Source organism: Jiella pacifica, assembly GCF_010500815.1.
GTDB classification, from domain to species: Bacteria; Pseudomonadota; Alphaproteobacteria; order Rhizobiales; family Rhizobiaceae; genus Jiella; species Jiella pacifica.
The window spans coordinates 428,884-446,647 of sequence record NZ_JAAAMG010000001.1; the positions used below are offsets into that span (position 1 = coordinate 428,884).

18 protein-coding genes are annotated in these 17,764 nt (G+C 65.0%); 7 read left to right on the plus strand and 11 right to left on the minus strand.

What is annotated here, in order from left to right; all coding sequences use genetic code 11:
• Window positions 1-30: 30 nt before the first annotated feature.
• From GTK09_RS01950 to GTK09_RS01975, 6 genes are read right to left on the minus strand one after another with little or no spacing between them, the layout of a single operon-like run.
• Entirely contained in the window at window positions 31-1,260 is a 1,230-nt protein-coding gene (locus GTK09_RS01950; RefSeq protein WP_163460780.1) for an ABC transporter substrate-binding protein, read from the minus strand.
• Window positions 1,261-1,294: 34 nt separating this feature from the next.
• Window positions 1,295-2,068: an SDR family NAD(P)-dependent oxidoreductase gene (locus GTK09_RS01955; RefSeq protein WP_163460781.1), complete on the minus strand. Its 774-nt coding sequence runs from the start codon at window positions 2,066-2,068 to the stop codon at window positions 1,295-1,297.
• A gap of 17 nt (window positions 2,069-2,085) precedes the next feature.
• Window positions 2,086-2,823 carry an SDR family NAD(P)-dependent oxidoreductase gene (locus GTK09_RS01960; RefSeq protein ID WP_163460782.1) on the minus strand — a complete coding sequence of 246 codons (738 nt, stop codon included), beginning with the start codon at window positions 2,821-2,823 and terminating at the stop codon, window positions 2,086-2,088.
• Between the two features lie 8 nt (window positions 2,824-2,831).
• Window positions 2,832-3,674, minus strand: coding sequence for an ABC transporter permease (locus GTK09_RS01965; protein WP_163460783.1), 843 nt, complete (start codon window positions 3,672-3,674; stop codon window positions 2,832-2,834).
• 3 nt (window positions 3,675-3,677) lie between these two features.
• The gene (locus GTK09_RS01970; protein ID WP_163460784.1) at window positions 3,678-4,601 is read right to left on the minus strand and encodes an ABC transporter permease; all 924 of its coding nucleotides are present in this window, start codon (window positions 4,599-4,601) and stop codon (window positions 3,678-3,680) included.
• On the minus strand, window positions 4,601-5,674 hold the full coding sequence (locus GTK09_RS01975; RefSeq protein ID WP_246217636.1) for an ABC transporter ATP-binding protein: 1,074 nt from the start codon (window positions 5,672-5,674) through the stop codon (window positions 4,601-4,603). Before GTK09_RS01975 ends, GTK09_RS01970 begins: the two co-directional genes overlap by 1 nt.
• A gap of 343 nt (window positions 5,675-6,017) precedes the next feature.
• On the opposite strand from GTK09_RS01975, the gene GTK09_RS01980 reads away from it, so the two are divergent.
• Window positions 6,018-7,037, plus strand: coding sequence for a GntR family transcriptional regulator (locus GTK09_RS01980; RefSeq protein WP_163460786.1), 1,020 nt, complete (start codon window positions 6,018-6,020; stop codon window positions 7,035-7,037).
• A 167-nt stretch (window positions 7,038-7,204) separates the two neighbouring features.
• Here GTK09_RS01980 and radC read toward each other — a convergent pair whose 3' ends face one another.
• The 4 genes from radC to GTK09_RS02000 all read right to left on the minus strand — a co-directional run bounded on the left by radC (window position 7,205) and on the right by GTK09_RS02000 (window position 10,079).
• Window positions 7,205-7,906, minus strand: coding sequence for a RadC family protein (gene radC / locus GTK09_RS01985; protein ID WP_163460972.1), 702 nt, complete (start codon window positions 7,904-7,906; stop codon window positions 7,205-7,207).
• A gap of 107 nt (window positions 7,907-8,013) precedes the next feature.
• A complete protein-coding gene (map, locus tag GTK09_RS01990; protein ID WP_163460787.1) occupies window positions 8,014-8,865 on the minus strand; it encodes a type I methionyl aminopeptidase in 852 nt (283 codons plus the stop codon).
• Window positions 8,862-9,572: a DNA/RNA nuclease SfsA gene (sfsA, locus tag GTK09_RS01995; RefSeq protein WP_163460973.1), complete on the minus strand. Its 711-nt coding sequence runs from the start codon at window positions 9,570-9,572 to the stop codon at window positions 8,862-8,864. Before sfsA ends, map begins: the two co-directional genes overlap by 4 nt.
• A gap of 60 nt (window positions 9,573-9,632) precedes the next feature.
• Entirely contained in the window at window positions 9,633-10,079 is a 447-nt protein-coding gene (locus GTK09_RS02000; protein WP_163460788.1) for a glyoxalase superfamily protein, read from the minus strand.
• Window positions 10,080-10,305: 226 nt separating this feature from the next.
• On the opposite strand from GTK09_RS02000, the gene GTK09_RS02005 reads away from it, so the two are divergent.
• Together GTK09_RS02005 and GTK09_RS02010 are read left to right on the plus strand one after the other, a co-directional pair.
• The gene (locus GTK09_RS02005) at window positions 10,306-10,641 is read left to right on the plus strand and encodes a type II toxin-antitoxin system RelE/ParE family toxin (protein WP_163460789.1); all 336 of its coding nucleotides are present in this window, start codon (window positions 10,306-10,308) and stop codon (window positions 10,639-10,641) included.
• A gap of 8 nt (window positions 10,642-10,649) precedes the next feature.
• The gene (locus GTK09_RS02010) at window positions 10,650-10,958 is read left to right on the plus strand and encodes a HigA family addiction module antitoxin (RefSeq protein ID WP_163460790.1); all 309 of its coding nucleotides are present in this window, start codon (window positions 10,650-10,652) and stop codon (window positions 10,956-10,958) included.
• A gap of 99 nt (window positions 10,959-11,057) precedes the next feature.
• Here GTK09_RS02010 and phaC read toward each other — a convergent pair whose 3' ends face one another.
• Entirely contained in the window at window positions 11,058-12,893 is a 1,836-nt protein-coding gene (gene phaC, locus GTK09_RS02015) for a class I poly(R)-hydroxyalkanoic acid synthase (RefSeq protein WP_163460791.1), read from the minus strand.
• A 217-nt stretch (window positions 12,894-13,110) separates the two neighbouring features.
• Here phaC and GTK09_RS02020 point away from each other — a divergent pair, with 217 nt between their 5' ends.
• From GTK09_RS02020 to glpX, 4 genes are all read left to right on the plus strand, one after another.
• The gene (locus GTK09_RS02020; protein WP_163460792.1) at window positions 13,111-13,566 is read left to right on the plus strand and encodes a hypothetical protein; all 456 of its coding nucleotides are present in this window, start codon (window positions 13,111-13,113) and stop codon (window positions 13,564-13,566) included.
• 73 nt (window positions 13,567-13,639) lie between these two features.
• Window positions 13,640-14,857, plus strand: coding sequence for an LL-diaminopimelate aminotransferase (locus tag GTK09_RS02025; protein WP_163460793.1), 1,218 nt, complete (start codon window positions 13,640-13,642; stop codon window positions 14,855-14,857).
• 131 nt (window positions 14,858-14,988) lie between these two features.
• Window positions 14,989-16,293, plus strand: coding sequence for a homoserine dehydrogenase (locus tag GTK09_RS02030; protein WP_163460794.1), 1,305 nt, complete (start codon window positions 14,989-14,991; stop codon window positions 16,291-16,293).
• A 393-nt stretch (window positions 16,294-16,686) separates the two neighbouring features.
• A complete protein-coding gene (glpX, locus tag GTK09_RS02035) occupies window positions 16,687-17,691 on the plus strand; it encodes a class II fructose-bisphosphatase (RefSeq protein WP_203560843.1) in 1,005 nt (334 codons plus the stop codon).
• Window positions 17,692-17,764 lie beyond the last annotated feature (73 nt).

A 17,764-nucleotide genomic window follows, 5' to 3' on the forward strand; every position in this document is an offset into this window, starting at 1 on the left:
ACCCCGCCTGTCGGGCCCTGCCGCGCGACGTCAGGCGTTGAGGAATTCGTCCCAGCGCTGGATCAGGTGATCGTACTCGGCCGGCCACTGATGCCAGTAGGCGACGTTGGAGGCGCGCTCGGACAAGGAGCCGCCGTCACGTAGATCACCGGGCTTGATGCCGCGCTCGGGTTCGCCGGTCCAAGGCTGCCCCTCGTACCAGAAGGCGTATTTCTCCGGCGCCATCGCCTCCTTGATATTCGTGCTCGGCGAGTAATAGCCCTGCTCGGTGACCGCGATCGCCGGCGGGCCGGAGAGCCAGAAATTGGCATAGGCCTTGACCGCTGCCGCGTTGGGAGAATTGGCGAGAAGCGAAGGCCCGATGGCCCATGCGCGGTAGCCTTCCTTCGGCACCGCGTACTGGGCCGGGCGCCCCTGGGCCTTGACCGCCATGACGGCGGGCTGCCAGGCGTCGGAGACGACCATCTCGCCGGACGCCATCAGGTTGACCAGCTCGCCGAAGTCGCCCCAGAGAGCTCTGAACTGACCGTTCTTCTTCTTGGAGATCAGGAACTTCGTCGCCTCGTCGATCTCTTCGGTGGTCGGACTTCCCGGGTTCTTGGCTTCGAGTTCGCCGAGCGAATTGAGGGCCAGGATCGCCTGACCGATCGCGATCAGCGGATCGACGTTCAAGCCGGACTTGCCGCGCCACTTGTCGTCGAACAAGGCCGTCCAGGTGTTGGCTTCTTCCGCCGACAGAACGTCGGGATTATAGCCGATCGAGTCATAATTGTAGACTGCGGGCACCATGTAGAGCTCGGTCTGGTCCTCGCCCGTCCAGATCTGCCCGGTAATCTGAGCTTCGCGCGGCCACTGGTCGCTCGGGGTCGTGAACGTGTCGCGGATATTGGCCCAGTTCGGAATTTCCGACGTGGGGATCGGTGTCACATTGTTGGTCTGGATGATCGCCGGCAGCCGCTCCGCGATGATCTCCCAGCAGTCATAATCGCCCGAGCCGGACAGAATCCGGGTCTGGCTGTCCGGGAAGGTCGCGGCGGTCCCGGAGACCGAGCCGACGCCTGATTCCTTCTTGAACATCTCCAGGATGCGATCCTGGACCGTGGTCGACAGACCCGTCGTGCGCAACTGTTGATCGGCGAGCTCCTGGGCAAAAGCGGCCTGCGAGCGCAGCCAGGGCGACATGCCACCCATTGCGAAGGCCGCGGCACCGGCTCCTCCCTTCAGAAGGGCTCGTCTGGAAAACCTGCTGTTTTGTACCATGATGTGTTTCCTTCGTTCCGAGGTTGGATGGAGTTCAGTACCGGCCCACGAGAAGGCCTCCGTCGACCGCCAGCACCTGACCGGTCAGGTAGCGTGCAGCGGGCGAAGCCAGGAACTGGATGACGTCCGCGATATCTTCAGGCTCGCCGAGGCGCTTCATCGGGATGTGGGCGGCGGCCTGCTCCGCCCCTTCGGGCCCGAGAGAGTTTTCTCTTGAGAGAAGCTGAGCCGTGCGGATGTAGCCGGGAGCAACGCCGTTCACGCGAATGCCATCTCCCGCCAGCTCCACGGCCAGGCCACGTACGAGGCCGACGACGCCCGCTTTCGCGGACGAATAATGGACGTGCTCGTCCCAGCCATAGGCGACGCCCATGATCGAGGAGAGGCAGACGATCGAGCCCGAACCCTGCCGACGCATGGCCGGCAGCGCAGGACGGATGACGCGGAGCATGCCCTTAAGGTCGATATCGAAGGTCTCGTCCCACTTTTCGTCCGTCAGGCCGTCGAGCGGAACGCGATGTGCGATCCCGGCATTGGCGACGATCACATCGAGGCGCCCCTTGCGATCGAGGATGTCGGCGACGAGGGCATCGGCCTCCGGCGTCGAGCGCACGTCGAGGCGGATGAATTCGGCCGAGCCGCCGGCAGCCGAAATCGCCTCCACGGTCTGCCGGCCCTCGTCCTCCAGAATGTCGGTGACGACCACATGATCGCCCGCCGCGGCGAAGGTCTCGCATGCGGCGCGGCCGATGCCGATGCCGCCTCCGGTCACCAGGACGACGCGTCGGGACTTTGCATTCTCGTTCATCGGGATCTTTCCGTTCGTCAAAGCATCACATCCCCGGAATTGGGCCCCAGCGTCTGGCCGACGAAGAGCGCGCCGTCGGGCGAGGCAAGAAAGGCCACGCAACCCGCGACCTCGTCGGTCTCGCCGAAGCGACCGAGCGGCAGCTCAGCAGCCTTGGCGCTCTTCCAGTCATCGGAAAGCGCTTCGACGAGGGGCGTGTTGATCGGGCCGGGGGCGATGGCGTTGACGCGCACGCCTTTCTTGCTCACCTCGCGGGCCAGCGACTTGGTCATGGCGATGATCGCCCCCTTGGCGCCGGAATAATGGACGAGTTCGGCTCCGCCGATCTGGCCGAGCTGAGAGGCGACGTTGACGATCACACCGGCGCCGGCCTCGAGCATCGAGGGAAGGACGGCCTGCATGGTCAGGAAGGTGCCGCGCACGTGCACCGCGAACATGCGCTCGAACTCGGCGAGCGGGATCTCGGTGAAGGGAGCCTGATGCCCATGACCGGCATTGTTCACGAGGAGGCGGATCGGGCCGAACGTCTCGACGGCCCGCGCCGTCATCGCGGCGACTTCCGCTTGATCCGACACGTCTCCGGGACAGGCAACAGCCTTGCCGCCCCTTGCGAGAATGGCATCGACGACGGCGTCGCAAGCTGGTCTCGAGAGATCGTTGACGGCGACGCGGTAGCCGTCAGCGGCCAGACGCATCGCGATGGCCTTGCCGATACCGGAGCCTGCTCCGGTAACGAAAGCTGTCCTGGGTCCCATGCCGCCGCTCATGTTTCCTGCCCCTTGTATTGCTGATTGTTGCGGGCGACGGAGCGCATCATCAGGAGGCCGTAGATCGCCAGAAGGGTGAAGGAGAACACGGTCGTCAGAACCCCGAAGGCGAAGACGTTCGGATAGATCTCCACCGAGAAGGTGCCGTAGATCGACAAGGGCAGGGTAAGCCGCGGGCCGGACGTGAAGAGCGTGCGGGAGAACTCGTCATATGACAGCGTGAACGAGAACAGCATCGCCGACAGGACACCGGGGAAGATCATCGGGAAGGTCACGCGGCGAAAGGTTTCGGCCGGCGAGACGCCGAGCGAGAGCGAGGCTTCTTCGACCGACCGGTCAAAGCGATTGAAGATCGCCAGCATGACGAGGAAGGCGAAGGGGAAGGTGTAGACCACGTGGAGGACGAAGGACGTGCTCCACCACGCCCGATCGATGCCGAGCATGTTGGACAGAAGTGCCATGCCGAGGCCGACCAGAACGCCGGGCACGATCATGCCGAGAACGAAGAGATAGAAGATCGGCCCGGACCCGGCGAAGCGCGTGCGGAACGCCTGGGCGGCCATCACGCCGAGAACCGTGGACACGATCGTCGTCATCACCGCCAGAACGAGCGAGCGGATCAGGCTTTCGCCCACCGGAAGCTGGGAGACGCGCGAGCCCGAGATCTGGCCGAAGAGATGCTGATACCAGTAGGTCGACCATTCGACGATCGGGAATTGCGGTCCACCCGTCGGTCCCTGGAAGGACAGGATCGCCATGACGATCATCGGCCCGTAGAGAAAGAGGAGGAAAAGGCCGAGATAGACCGCAAGGGCGGGCTTCAGAAGACGCGACTCCATGGCTCACATCTCCTTTCGGATGTTCACGATACGCAGGAGCGTGGTGATGACGATGGCGATGATGATGGTGAGGATCACGCCGGCGACCGATGCGAAGGCCCATTTCAGCGAGCCGACCTGGCTGACGATGATGTTGCCGAGCATGTTCACCTTGCGGCCGGACAGGGCGGCGGCGGTGGCGAACTCACCCAGCACCATGACCGAGACGAAGACCGCGCCGACGACGACGCCGGGCAGCGACAAAGGCAGGATGATCCGCCAGAAGATCTTGCCGAACCCGGCACCCAGATCCCGCGCCGCCTCGATGATCGAGTGATCGATGCGCGCCAGCATGAAGGTGATGGGACCGACCATGAAGACGCAGTAGATCTGCGCCATGCCGATGATGACCGCGAGCTCCGAGAAGAGCAGGGAGGTGAACGGCGTTTCGATCAGGCCGAGATTGATCAGGATCGAGTTGATCGCGCCCTCGGTTCCCAACGTCGGCCGCCAGGCGATGACGCGGATGAGGAAGGACGTCCAGAACGGGATGATGCAGACGACGAGCAGCGCCGTCTGCAAGGTCACGTTCCGGATCATCAGCCCGATGAGGAGCGCGACCGGATAGCCGATCACCAGGGTTGCGGCGAGCACGACGATCCAGATGAACAAGGTCGTGACGATCGAATCCAGATAGGTCGGGCTGGTCAGGAACCGGACCCAACTGTCGACGGTCAGCGTCGGCTCGATGGCGAAGGTGGTCTGCGTCCAGAACGAGACATAGACGACCATGATCATCGGCAGGACCATGAACAGCGTCATCCAAACGATGCCTGGCGCGGCGAGCTTCAGCGCCTGAATTTCGTCGCGCCTGGCTCGCTTCCTCGCGGGGCTGAGCGCGTCTTCTCGCTTGATCGCAGCGCCGTTGGACTGGTTGGCAAGATCCATCAATAGGCTCTTTCGGGAAAGGCGATGAGAAGCTCGGGGTCGAAATCGAGCGCGTAGACCTGATCGGGCTCGTAGCGTGGCGGGCGGGGCTCGCTCAGATGAACCAGCGACTGGATCAGCGAACCGTCTGCGGCGCGGAAGAAGGAGAGCATGGACGGCCCCTTGAATTCGGCCGTTACGAAACGCGCCGAAATCCCGTCGCTCGCCTCGTCCCTGCGCGGCTTCACGGCGATGCCGTCATAGGGAAGCGCGACGGACATCGGCTGACCATTGCGCGCGCCGGTTCCCGTCGGCAGCGCCAGCGCGCCGACCGGCGAGCGCAGGCGGCCGTCACTGACGGTCCCGGAGATGATGTTGAAGGCGTTCAGGTGCCGGGCGACTGTCGCGCTTGCCGGCGAGCGGAAGAGGTCGTCCGGGGGCGCGATCTGCGCGATCGCCCCATCGGCGAGGACGGCGACCTGATCGCCCATGAGAAGCGCTTCGGTCTCGCTCCCGGTTACATGCAGGAACGAGATGCCGAGCCGTTGGCGGATCGCACGGAGCTCGTCGCACATGCGCTCGCGCAGATTGGCGTCCAGGGCGCCGAGCGGCTCGTCGAGGAGCACGATCTTGGGCTCGGCGATCAGCGTGCGGGCCAGTGCGACGCGTTGCTTCTGCCCGCCCGAGATCGCTCCCACCGCGCGCCGCCCGAGCCCCTCGAGGCCGACGAGACCGAGGATCGTCTGGACGCGCTCGCGCACTTCGGCCTTGTCGCGGACCGGCCGCTCCTCGCGATAGCGCAGGCCGAAGGCGACGTTGTCCTCGACGGAGAGGTGCGGAAAGAGAGCGAAATTCTGGAAGACGAAACCGACGCCGCGCTTGTGCGGCGGGACGCCGTCGAGCCGCGCGCCGCGCAGGGAGATCGTTCCGTTATCAGGCTCTTCGAAGCCTGCAATGATGCGCAGAAGCGTCGTCTTTCCGCTTCCGCTCGCACCCAGAAGCGAGACGTAACTGTCATCCGGCACGACCAGATCGAGCCCGTCGATGGCCGATGCCTGACCGTAATGTCGCGAGACCGACTTCAGAGTGAGCAACGCGTCCTCCAAAAAATGATTATGTACACAAACACGATTCATATTGCGATGACAAGCCCGATCCGTCACAATTTCGGCGACGGCGAGATGAGGGCGTTGACTGCGGATTGTGCGCATGAACCAAGGAAGTTAGCGGCTGAATATCCGCTATTGGCGACCTTTTCGGGACGCAATCAACGAAAGCGCACCGGATAGTGAGGGATCTCGTGCGCGCCTAAAAACGGTGCAAGGTGCGCGTAAAAAATGATCTTAGCATGCAGAAAATCAGCATAAGAGCTCATCAGGGTTGTCCTGAAAATCGTTTCAGGTCACAGACTGGCGAGGCTCGGCGGATAGGAATGCGATGACCGATCAATCTTCGGCGATGCGGGAGCCGCTTTTCCAAGCGGCGGCGACCACGCTCAGGCACAGTATCCAGACAGGCCTTCTCAAGCCCGGGCTCGTCCTTCTGGAGGGGCCGATCTCGGACAGGCTTCATATCAGTCGAACCTCCGTCAAGCGCGCCTTGCAGCTCCTCGAGGACGAGTCCCTGATCCACCGGTTCGACGGTCGCGGTTTTCTTGTCGGCACGCCCGACGATACCGTCAGTCCGATCCGCGAGGATCTGCCGGAACTCGAATTGACCGGCGCCGAAGTCGGCGCCAAGGCGCGGCCCGGCTCGCAGCGCATCCAGGACACGGTGGAGCGCGATATCCTGGCCTGTCTCGTTTTCGGCCAGTATCGGATGACGGAGACCGATCTTGCCGACCACTTCGATGTCAGCCGCACGGTCGCGCGCGACATTCTGGGCCGGCTTCAAGAGCGCGGCCTTGTCTGGAAAACGTCGACGTCGCGATGGGTCAGCGCCTTGCTGACCGCCCGTTCGATCAAGGACAAATACGAGCTGCGCGGCATTCTCGAAGTCGCGGCGCTCCGCTCAGCCGCGGCCCGTATCGACGTCTCCGCTCTGGACCAGCTTCAACGAAAGATGGAGCGGACCGAAAACGGCAAGAGGCTCGTCAATGCCGAGGAATGGTTCGAGCTGGTCAACGCTTTCGTCGATCTTGCCATCCTCTCCACACCCAACGTCGAATTGCGGGCCCTCGTCTCGCGCAACTTCCGCATGATCAGCGCCTCCCAGCAGGTGCTGTTCAGCGTCGGGCTTTCGGGTGATCGCCATTCGATCCGGGAGCTGCGCATGGTCGTCGAGCTCCTGAGGGTCGGGGCGATCCATGGCGCGGCCGAAATGCTGAAGAGTCATCTGGCGAAATCGCGCGAACGAATGATCGCCCAGTTGAAGATCGTCTCCGTCCTGCCCGAGCCCGATCATCTCGCCCCTTATCTGACGCCCGTGGAGCCCGGCCAGGCCGTCACCAGCCCCTAGACGCTTGGGAGCGCGACAGGCGGCCGAAAGCGGCCGGCATGGCGGCGCCGATGGCTGGCAGCCGCCTCGTCGAGATGGCCGCCGCCTGCGGCAGGACCGAAAAGGACGGGCTGATCGTCAACCACGACGCCTTGGCCTCCTTCGGCACCAGTCTCGCGATCGCTCCCTCAGATCAGCCTGAGCCCCTTCAGGCTGGCATGGCCGTTCTTGCCGATGATGATGTGGTCGTGGACCGCGATGCCGAGCGGTTTTGCCGTGTCGATGATCGTCCGGGTCATCTCGACGTCGGCGCGTGACGGCGTCGGATCTCCCGAAGGATGGTTGTGGACGAGGATGATCGCGGTGGCGTTCAGTTCCAGGGCCCGGCGGACCACCTCGCGCGGATAGACCGGCGTGTGGTCGACCGTGCCGGTGCCCTGTACCTCGTCGGCGATGAGGGCGTTCTTCTTGTCGAGGAACAGGATGCGGAACTGTTCGCGCGCCTCGTGGGCCATCGCTGCCGTGCAATAGTCGAGCACCGCCGTCCAGGAGGAGAGCACCTCGCGTTGGCGCACGGCCGAGCGCATCGCCCGGCGGTTGAGGGCGGCGACGATCTTCAGGTCGAGGGCGACGGCGTCCTTGACCCCGGCGACTTCCGTCAGCCGCCTCTGCGGCGCACCGAGCACCTCGGCGAGCGAGCCGAAACGCGCCAGGAGCGCCTTGGCGATCGGCTTCACGTCCTTGCGCGGGATCGTTCGGAAGAGAATGAGTTCGAGCAGTTCGTAGTCGGCGAGGGCCTCTTCGCCGGCGGTCGAAAATCGCTCGCGCAGCCTGTCGCGATGACCGTCGTGGTGGCGTGGGGCCTTTTCCGCGTGGCCGGGAGGGGCCATCCGCGGCGGTCCGCCGGGGCGCTCGTCGAGGCCGGGCAGGCCGTCCTGGCCTGCACCGCCGGGGCCTTCCTCGTCGCTCCAGTCGCCAGACGGTGCCACCGCCGGGCCTATTCAGCCGTGTCGCGTTCGCGCTTGAAGTCGATGCCCGGCGTGTCCAGCCCGCCGGGCGAATAGGTGAAGACCTCGCAGCCGTCCTCGGTGACGCCGAGCGTGTGCTCGTATTGGGCGGACAGCGTCCGGTCGCGGGTCACCGCCGTCCAGCCGTCGTTGAGGATCTTCACATGCGGGCGGCCGAGATTGATCATCGGCTCGATGGTGAAGATCATCCCGCGCTTCATCTCGGGACCTTCGCCCCGGCGGCCGTAGTGCAGGATGTTGGGCGCGTCGTGGAACAGCTTGCCGACGCCGTGGCCGCAGAAGTCACGCACCACCGAGCAGCGTTCGCTTTCGGCATAGGTCTGAATGGCTTCGCCGATATTGCCGATATGGCCGCCGGGTTTGACCGCCTCGATGCCCAGAAGCAGCGCGCGATAGGTCACCTCGCAGAGCCGCTCGGCGGCGCGCTTCAGCTTGCCGACCGGATACATGCGCGAGGAATCGCCGTGCCAACCGTCGATGACCAGCGTCACGTCGATATTGACGATGTCGCCCTCTTTGAGGGGTTTGTCGTTCGGGATGCCGTGGCAGACGACGTGGTTGATCGAGGTGCAGACGCTCTTGGTATAGCCGCGATAGTTCATCGTCGCGGGGACGGCGTCGTTGGCGAGGGCGAAATCATAGACGAATTCGTCGATCGCCTGGGTCGTCACGCCCGGAGCGACGATTTCCGCGAGACCGTCGAGGCAGCGGGCCGTGAGCTGACAGGCACGGCGCATGCCCTCGAAGGCTTCGGGCCCGTAGAGGCGGATGGCCCCGGTGTTGCGGATCGGGTTCGCCTCTGCCTCGAGATAGGTTGTCATGGTCGCTCGACGATCGGAATTGTGCGGTTGGGAGTTATCCCCATCAGCGTGATGTCGCACCGAACGGCGTAGGCTTCAACCCCATGGCGCAGTGCTTCCGCGAAGCCGGCTGCATAGACCGGGTCGAGATCGGCGGCAAAGGCAACGCGGTCGCAGTCCGCTCGCTGCACGACATAGAGCATCACCGCGCGGCCGCCGGCCCGAACCTCGGCGGCGAGATCGAGAAGATGCTTCGCGCCCCGCGTCGTCACGCAGTCGGGAAATTCTGCCAGCCCGGTCCGGCGCATCAGATGGACGTTCTTGACCTCGACATAGACCGGCCGCCCGTCGATGTCTTCGTAGAGAAGGTCGACACGCGAATTCGCCTGATAGCGCACCTCGCGCCGTGCCGGCCCGAGGCCGGCAAGGGCGGGGACGAGCCCGGCGGTGATCGCTTCTTCGGCCAGCCGGTTGGGCAGGGCGGTGTTGATGCCGACCAGCGTGGCGTCCGCCTCGACGATCTCCAGCGTCAGCGGCAGTTTCCGCTTGGCGTTGGCCGATCGCGACAGGAAGACCCGCGAGCCCGGCGCCTTCAGCCCCATCATCGCGCCCGGATTGGGGCAATGGACGGTGACGGGCGTGTCCTCGCCGTCGATGGTGACGTCGGCGAGGAAGCGCTTGTAGCGCTGGATCAGGCGTCCGGGAATCAGCGGGGCGGGGAAGTGCATGGCCGGCGGGTAGCTCCTCGCCCCCGCCGGGTCAATGTCGGTCATGCCGCGGACGGGATACTACCAGGCGAGTTCGACATGCGGCCGCCCGTCCGAGGTCTTTTCGCGGCTGCGGCCGGTGTCGTCGACGACGCAGTTCACCCGGTGCCGAAACGCCGAGAAGCTGTCGAAGGTGACGACGTCGACCGGTTCGTCGAATTTCAGCGTCAGCCGGATGCGCGTCGGATCGCTTTCGAAGACGCCCGCCGAGATCACCTCGCCGGAAAAGCGCTGGCCGAGATAGGAGCCGGCGACCCTCGCGCCGATCGTGTAGGGCGACAGCCGAGGCCGGTTGCCGAGCCGGGCATGCAGGGTGTTCCAGTCGCGAAAGCCGTGCTGGTGGGCCACGAGTTCCAGCGCCCGGCAATGGGAGACCGGTTGGCCGGCGGCCTCCAGCGAAACGCGCAGGCGCCGTGCCTGATCCTTCAGGACGGGCAGGGAGGGGAGTGGGGTATAGGATGTCGTCATGGCGAAAGCTCTTTCCGGCATCGCATGACGGCCAAGGGCGGGAGTCCGCATTGCCACCGGCCAGCGATGCCCGTTTCGAGCGTTCGACCGTGTCGTTCCGGAAGCTTCACCATGGCCTTGCGGCTGCGGACGGCGGGTGCCTCGAACCCTGCCAGGATATGTAGCGTCTCGGGCCGACCGGCGCAATTCGAATGCTGCGCACATGTCGGGTTTTACTAGCGTACCAATGAGCGGTACAATAGTTCCGATCGGGGGCGCATTTGATCATCGGCTTCAAGACAAGAACGGTTGGCTACGCGCATTTTTCGTAGAGGATCTCCACTCGAAGCAAATTCCCGCCAATATCGAGGATCGTCTTTTCCGGAAGCTGCAGATGATCGACGATGCGACGAGTGAGAGAGATCTTCGTTCTCCGCCGAGCAATCATTTCGAAAAGCTGCGCGGCCGGCTGGAGGGCCTCCACTCGATTCGGGTCAACAAACGGTGGCGGATCGTATTCCGCTGGGATGAAGCTTCGGGTGAGGCTTCGGATCTTTATCTGGACGATCACTCCTACCGATGAGGTGTCAGGTGCTGACGACAAAGCGCAAGCCGGCGACGGTCGGCAAGATTTTGACCGAGGAATTCATGCAGCCTTTGGGCCTCACCCAAGCGGCCCTGGCCGAGGCGATGGGCGTTCCGCGCAAGCATGTGAACGAGCTCTGCAACGATCGGCGCACAGTGACTGCAGCCACGGCGCTCATTCTCGCCCGCGTCTTCGGCAACACACCGGATTTCTGGCTCAACGTCCAGCGCCGAAACGACCTGTGGCAGGCCATGGACTCGCCAGAGCAGCGGGCCAGGATCGAGCGGGCCAAGCCTTTGTCATCGGCCGCCTAATCGCGGCCCCGCCCGCATTGCGCCAACCGACGATCATCCGTCTCAGACGATCATCCGTCTCAACTGAGATACGGATTTGCATGCCACTGCGTTTCGCCGTCACGACTTCACCGTCACATACCGCCCCGGGGCGTCCTCGATGGCCTTCAGCTTTTTGCCACCGGGCTTGCGCGCCTTGACCTTCTCGCCGAGATGCGGCGTCAGCCATTCGAGCCAGTGGTTCCACCATGAGCCGGGGGTCTGGCTGGCGGCGAGCAGCCAGTCCTCGTAGCTGCCGACGTCTTTCGGGGCGGGCCCGGTCCAGAACTGGTACTTGTTCTTGGCGGGCGGATTGACGACGCCGGCGATGTGGCCCGAGCCGGTGAGGACGAACTCGACCTTCGAGCCGAAGGCCGAACAGCCGGTGAAGACCGAGCGCGCCGGGGCGATGTGGTCCTCCTTGGTGGCGAGGTTGTAGATCGGCATCGTCACCTTGGAGAGGTCGAGCCTCACCCCGCCGATCTCCATGCGGCCCCGCGACAGCCGGTTCTCGTGATAGCAGTTGCGCAGGTAGAACAGGTGGTTGGCCTTCGGCATGCGCGTCGAGTCGGCGTTCCAGTAGAGAAGGTCGAAAGGCAGGGGCTCCTTGCCCCGCAGGTAGTTGTTGACGAAATACGGCCAGATCAGATCGCCCGATCTGAGCAGATTGAACGCCGTCGCCATCTGCGAGCCTTCCAGATAGCCCTTCTGGTCCATCGCCTTTTCGAGAACTTTCAGCTGCGTCTCGTCGACGAAGACCTTGAGGTCTCCGGCATGGGTGAAGTCGATCTGGGTGGTGAGGAAGGTGGTCGATTTTATCCGGTCGTCGCCCTTGGCAGGCAGATAGGCGAGCGAGGCGCCGAGCAGTGTGCCGCCGACGCAATAGCCGACGGCGTTGACTTCCTTCTCGCCGGTCGCTTTCTCCACCGTGTCGAGGCCGAAGCGGATGCCCTCCTCGATATAGGCCTGCCAGTCCTTGTCGGCGTGCCGCTCGTCCGGATTGACCCAGGAGACGACGAAGACCGTCACGCCCTGCTGGACCAGCCAGCCGATCAGCGACTTCTCCGGGTTGAGGTCGAGAATGTAGAACTTGTTGATCCAGGGCGGCACGATCATCAGCGGCCGCTTAAACACCGTCTCGGTCTGCGGCGCATACTGGATGATCTGGCAAAGGTCGTTCTCGGCGACGACCTTGCCGGGAGTCACCGCCATGTCGCGGCCGACCTGATATTTCGTATAGTCGGCCTGGCGGAGCTTCAGATTGCCGTGGCCGGCGGCCATGTCCTCGGCGAACATCTTCATGCCCTTGACGAGGTTCTCGCCATTCGAGGCGACGGTCTCCCGGTAGAGCTCGGGGTTGGTCATGACGAAGTTCGAGGGGGCCAGCGCGTTGGAGATCTGCCGGACGTAGAAGGCCGCTTTCTGGCGCGTGTGCGGATCGAGCCCCTCGGCGCGTTCGACGAGGTCGTCGGCCCAGCGGGTGGTCAGGAGGTAGGTCTGCTTGACGAAATCGAAGAACAGGTTCTCGTTCCAGTCGGCGGCAGCGAAGCGCTTGTCCCCCTTCGGCGTCTCGACCGGGCTCTCCGGCATCTCCCCCGCCATCCGGCGGATCGAGTTGTTCCAGATGCCCATGTAGCTGGCGAAAAGGTTGGTCTGGGCCTCCATCGCCCGGGCCGGATCGGTCATCCAATATTCGGAGACGCGCGACAGCGTCTGGACGACCTCGGCAATCTGTACGGGCCCGCCGTCGACGAAGCCGCCCTTCTCCCGGGGCGCCACCCAGGCGGCGGCGGCCTTGCCGATCTGTTCGAGCATGCGGGCCATGTTGAGCCCGAAGGCTTCGGGATCCTTGACCACGAATTCGTCGGCCTTCGCTTCGAAGGGCCCGGCTTCCGGCTCTCTGGCTTTGTCGGCCATCGTCGTTTCTCCTCCCGCAGGGCTTCGGTCGGCGTGGCGGCGTCACAGGCTCCGCTCCGGCAGACCGATTGCGTCGATCTAAGCGCTTTTCTTGCAACGACGCCATGAAACCGGCGCCGCGTTCTTTGTAATTGACCGATCTCTGGGATATGACACACGCGTCGCGGATTTGAAGCGGGTTATCCGGATGGCCGCTTCGTCGAGAGGGCATAACGGGATGATCGGTCAGATGGCGATTCGGGCGCTGGCGGCAGCCGCACTGGCTGGCTTCGTTTCCGGCTGCCAGTCGGCCTATGACGCGCCGATGTCGGCAGAGCAGGTCGCTTATCAGCCGGCGGGGCCCGACGGCCGGTCCGGCCAGCGCCTGGGAGCGGACGGCTATCCGCTGCTCGGCGCCTATCCGAACGCCGCCGCGCCGCAGATCGACGATGCCTCGGTCACCGCCCAGGACCAACGCGCCAAGACGCTTGCCGCGAGGCGCAAGGGCGGCGTGTCGACGCGCGGCTACGAGGCCGAGATCGCCCGGCTGAAACGGCTGAAGCGTCAGCAGGCGCAGGACGTCGAAACCGCGCTCGCGAGAAAGCCGGAGCGGAGCGCAGTCTCCGTCGGGACCGGGGCGAAGCCGAGCCGGTCGCCCGAGGACGTGCTGCGCGAGATCCAGGCGGGCGAATAATTCCCGCCGATAGTCTCGCACATTGTATTTTTCGTAGCATGATTTCCCGGCATGGCGCCGGAGGACGAGAGACATGGAAGAATTTCACAAAGTCCGGCGTCTGCCGCCTTACGTCTTCGAGGAAGTCAACCGGCTGAAGGCGACCGCCCGGGCCCGCGGCGCCGACATCATCGATCTCGGCATGGGCAATCCTGATCTGCCGACGCCGCAATTCGTCGTCGACAAGCTCTGTGAGGTCATCCAGGACCAGCGCACGCACCGCTATTCCGCTTCCAAGGGCATTGCCGGCCTGAGGCGCGCCCAGGCGGGCTATTACAAGCGGCGTTTCGGGGTGACGCTCGATCCGGCGACCGAGGTTGTGGCGACGCTCGGCTCGAAAGAGGGCTTCGCCAACATGGCCCAGGCGATCACCGCGCCGGGCGACGTCGTGCTCTGTCCGAACCCGACCTATCCGATCCACGCCTTCGGCTTCCTGATGGCCGGCGGGACGATCCGCGCCATTCCCGCCAAGCCCGATCGGGACTTCTTCGCCGCCATCGACCGGGCGGTGCGCCACTCGATCCCCAAGCCGATCGCCATCATCCTGAACTATCCGTCCAATCCGACGGCCTACGTCGCCGATCTCGATTTCTATCGCGAGATCGTCGACTTCGCGAAGAAGAACGAGATCATCGTCCTGTCCGATCTCGCCTATGCCGAGATCTATTTCGACGACGTGCCGCCGCCCTCGATTCTCCAGGTCGACGGCGCGATGGACGTCGCGGTCGAGTTCACCTCGATGTCGAAGACCTTCTCGATGCCCGGCTGGCGCATCGGCTTTGCGGTCGGCAACAAGCGGCTGATCGCCGCCCTCGCACGGGTGAAGTCCTATCTCGACTACGGCGCCTTCACGCCGATCCAGGTGGCGGCCACGGCGGCGCTCAACAGCGGCGATGCGGCGATCGACGAGGTTCGATCCATCTATCGGCGGCGCCGCGACGTTCTCGTCGAATCCTTCGGCCGGGCGGGCTGGGACGTGCCGCCGCCGGCCTCGACGATGTTCGCCTGGGCGCCGATCCCGCCGGCCTATCGTCATCTGGGGTCGCTGGAATTCTCCAAGCTGCTGATCGAGGAGGCGGAGGTCGCCGTCGCCCCGGGCATCGGCTTCGGCGAGCATGGCGACGATCACGTGCGCATCGCCCTCGTCGAGAACGAGCATCGCATCCGCCAGGCCGCCCGCAACATCCGTCGCTTTCTTGCGTCCGGCGCCGAAGCGGGGCAGAACGTCGTCTCGCTGCGCGCGCGTTCTTAAGGCACCGCTCGGCGCGAGACTGGCGGGCGAAGGTTTCCATCCCGAGGCCGGGCCGGGCTCGCCAGCGATTGTTACGCCGCATGATGGCGTCGGACGAGCGTCCGAACCCGCGGCCTTGAGACGAGTTGGGCATGAAAAGCGAATTGCGGCTCGGCATTGCCGGGCTGGGCACCGTCGGCGCCAAGGTGGCGCAGCTGATCGAACGAAAGGCCGAGCTTCTCGCCGAGCGGGTCGGGCGATCGATCCGAATCACCGCGATCTCGGCCCGTGACAGGAGCCGCGGGCGTGGCTTCGATGCCGACGGCATGGCCTGGTTCGACGATCCGGTCGAGCTTGCCGAAAAGGGCGAGATCGACGCCTTCGTCGAATTGATCGGCGGCGCGGACGGCGTGGCGCGCCAGGCGGTCGAGGCGGCGCTTTCGCGCGGCATCCCGGTCGTCACCGCCAACAAGGCGCTGCTTGCCCATCACGGTGTGGCGCTGGCGCGGCTCGCCGCGGAGAACGACACCGAGATCCTTTTCGAGGCGGCGGTCGCCGGCGGCATTCCCGCCATCAAGACCATGCGCGAGGCGCTGTCCGCCAACGAGGTCAGCCGCGTCTACGGCATCCTCAACGGCACCTGCAATTACATACTGACACGTATGGAGAAGGAGGGCATCAGCTTCGATGCCTGTCTGAAGGACGCCCAGGCGCTCGGCTATGCCGAGGCCGATCCGACCTTCGACATCGGTGGCTTCGATGCGGCCCACAAGCTGGCGATCCTGACCTCGCTCGCCTTCGGGACTGAGATCTCGCTGGAGAGCATCTTCATCGAGGGCATCTCGAAGATCACCATCGCGGACATCGTTGCCGCCGCAGAGCTCGGATATCGCATCAAGCTGCTCGCCGTCGCCCTGAATACCGACAGCGGCATCGAGCAGCGGGTCCATCCGGCGATGATTCCGGCGCGCTCGTCGCTCGCCCAGGTGGACGGCGTGACAAACGCGGTGGCGATCGACTCCGATCTGCTCGGCTCGATCCTGCTCGCCGGGCCCGGTGCCGGCGGTGCGGCGACCGCCTCGGCCGTCCTTTCCGACATCATGGACGTCGCCGGCGGCTTCGTCCCTCCGACGCTCGGCCTGCCGCCGTCGCGGCTGCAGCCCTATCATCGCGCCCGGATGCGCGCCCATGAGGGCGGCTACTATATCCGCCTCGCGGTGTTCGACCGGGTGGGCGCCTTCGCCTCCATCGCCAGCCGCATGGCAGAGAACGGCATCTCGCTGGAATCGATCGTTCAGCGCAAGGCCGACCGGCGGGCCGGCGAGGGCACTGCGCCAGTCATTCTCGTCACCCACGACACCACGGAGGCGGCGATCCGTGCCGCTCTGGAAGGCCTGTCGCGGGATGGTCACCTCTCGGGCGAGCCGCAGATGATCCGCATCGAGGACCTCGACTGAGCTTGCCTGAGAACCGACAAGGACCGATCCGCTCTCGTCATCCGTCGGGTCTGCGGCTTCAGTTTCGGCGGGCCTGCGCATGCGCCAGCATGTCGGGCCCGACTTCGCTCGAGATCGCGGTGTTGCGGTCTCGGTGAGAAAGCGCGCCTCGTCCGTGATCATCGCCTGCGTGAGCCCCCGCTCCAACTCGCGCGAACTGGCGTGGCCAAGCTGACATCGGGCCGACACGCGATCGGCGCATATGAGCAGCCGCCCGCCACCAGGCGTGGCGGGCAAAGGAACTTTCGGGCTATCCTCCACGAGTCGAGAAGCCCGGCGAAGGACGACGTCATGCCGGTCCCAACGCCGTCGGCCTCTCGGATCGATACCGCAATGAAGCGGGTGGCGAATCAGATGATCGGAACCATGGCCGAATTTGGCGAGAATTTGAACCGCGTCCTCTCCCTGGAACTTGCGCGCGTCACCGAACAGGCGGCGATCGCCGCGGCCAGGCTGCGCGGCCGCGGCGACGAGAAGGCGGCCGACCAGGCGGCGGTGGATGCGATGCGCAAGGCGCTCAATCAGATCGAGATCGACGGCACGGTGGTGATCGGCGAGGGCGAGCGCGACGAAGCGCCGATGCTATTCATCGGCGAGAGGGTCGGGCGGGGCGGCGTCCCGGTCGACATCGCGCTCGATCCGCTCGAAGGTACCACGGTCTGCGCCAAGAACCTGCCGAACTCGCTGGCCGTCGTCGCCATGGCCGAACGTGGCAGCCTCTTGAACGCGCCCGATGTCTATATGGAAAAGATCGCCGTCGGCCCGGGCTATCCCAGGGGGGTCGTCGACCTCCGCCGTTCGCCCGCCGAGAACCTCGAGGCTCTGGCCGACGCCAAGGGCGTCAAGGTCGCCGATCTGACCGCCTGCATCCTCGACCGGCCGCGGCACGCCCAGTTGATCGCCGCCGTGCGCGAGGCCGGCGCCGCGATTCGCCTGATCGGCGATGGCGACGTCGCCGGGGTGATCCACACCACCGACCCGGAGGAGACGGGCATCGACATCTATATGGGCATCGGCGGCGCCCCGGAAGGCGTGCTGGCGGCGGCGGCGCTGCGCTGCACTGGCGGGCAGATGCAGGGGCGGCTGCAGCTCAACACGATCGAGAAGCGCGCCCGCGCCGAGCGGATGGGCGTCGGCGATCCCGACAAAATCTATACGGCCGAGGAAATGGCTTCGGGCAACGTGATCTTCGCCGCGACCGGCGTCACCGACGGCAATCTCCTCGACGGCGTCCGCTTCTACCGTGACCGCGTGACCACCCACACGCTGTTGATGCGCTCGTTCTCACGCACCATCCGAGAGGTGCGGGCGCATCACCACGTCGGCGATCTGGCCGAGGGGGCCGTGCATCCGCGCTGAGCCTGTCTGAGGCGCGAACCCAGCTGCCGCGAGGCGGGCGGGACCTGTGATGAAAACTCTCCGGTCAGGGTCT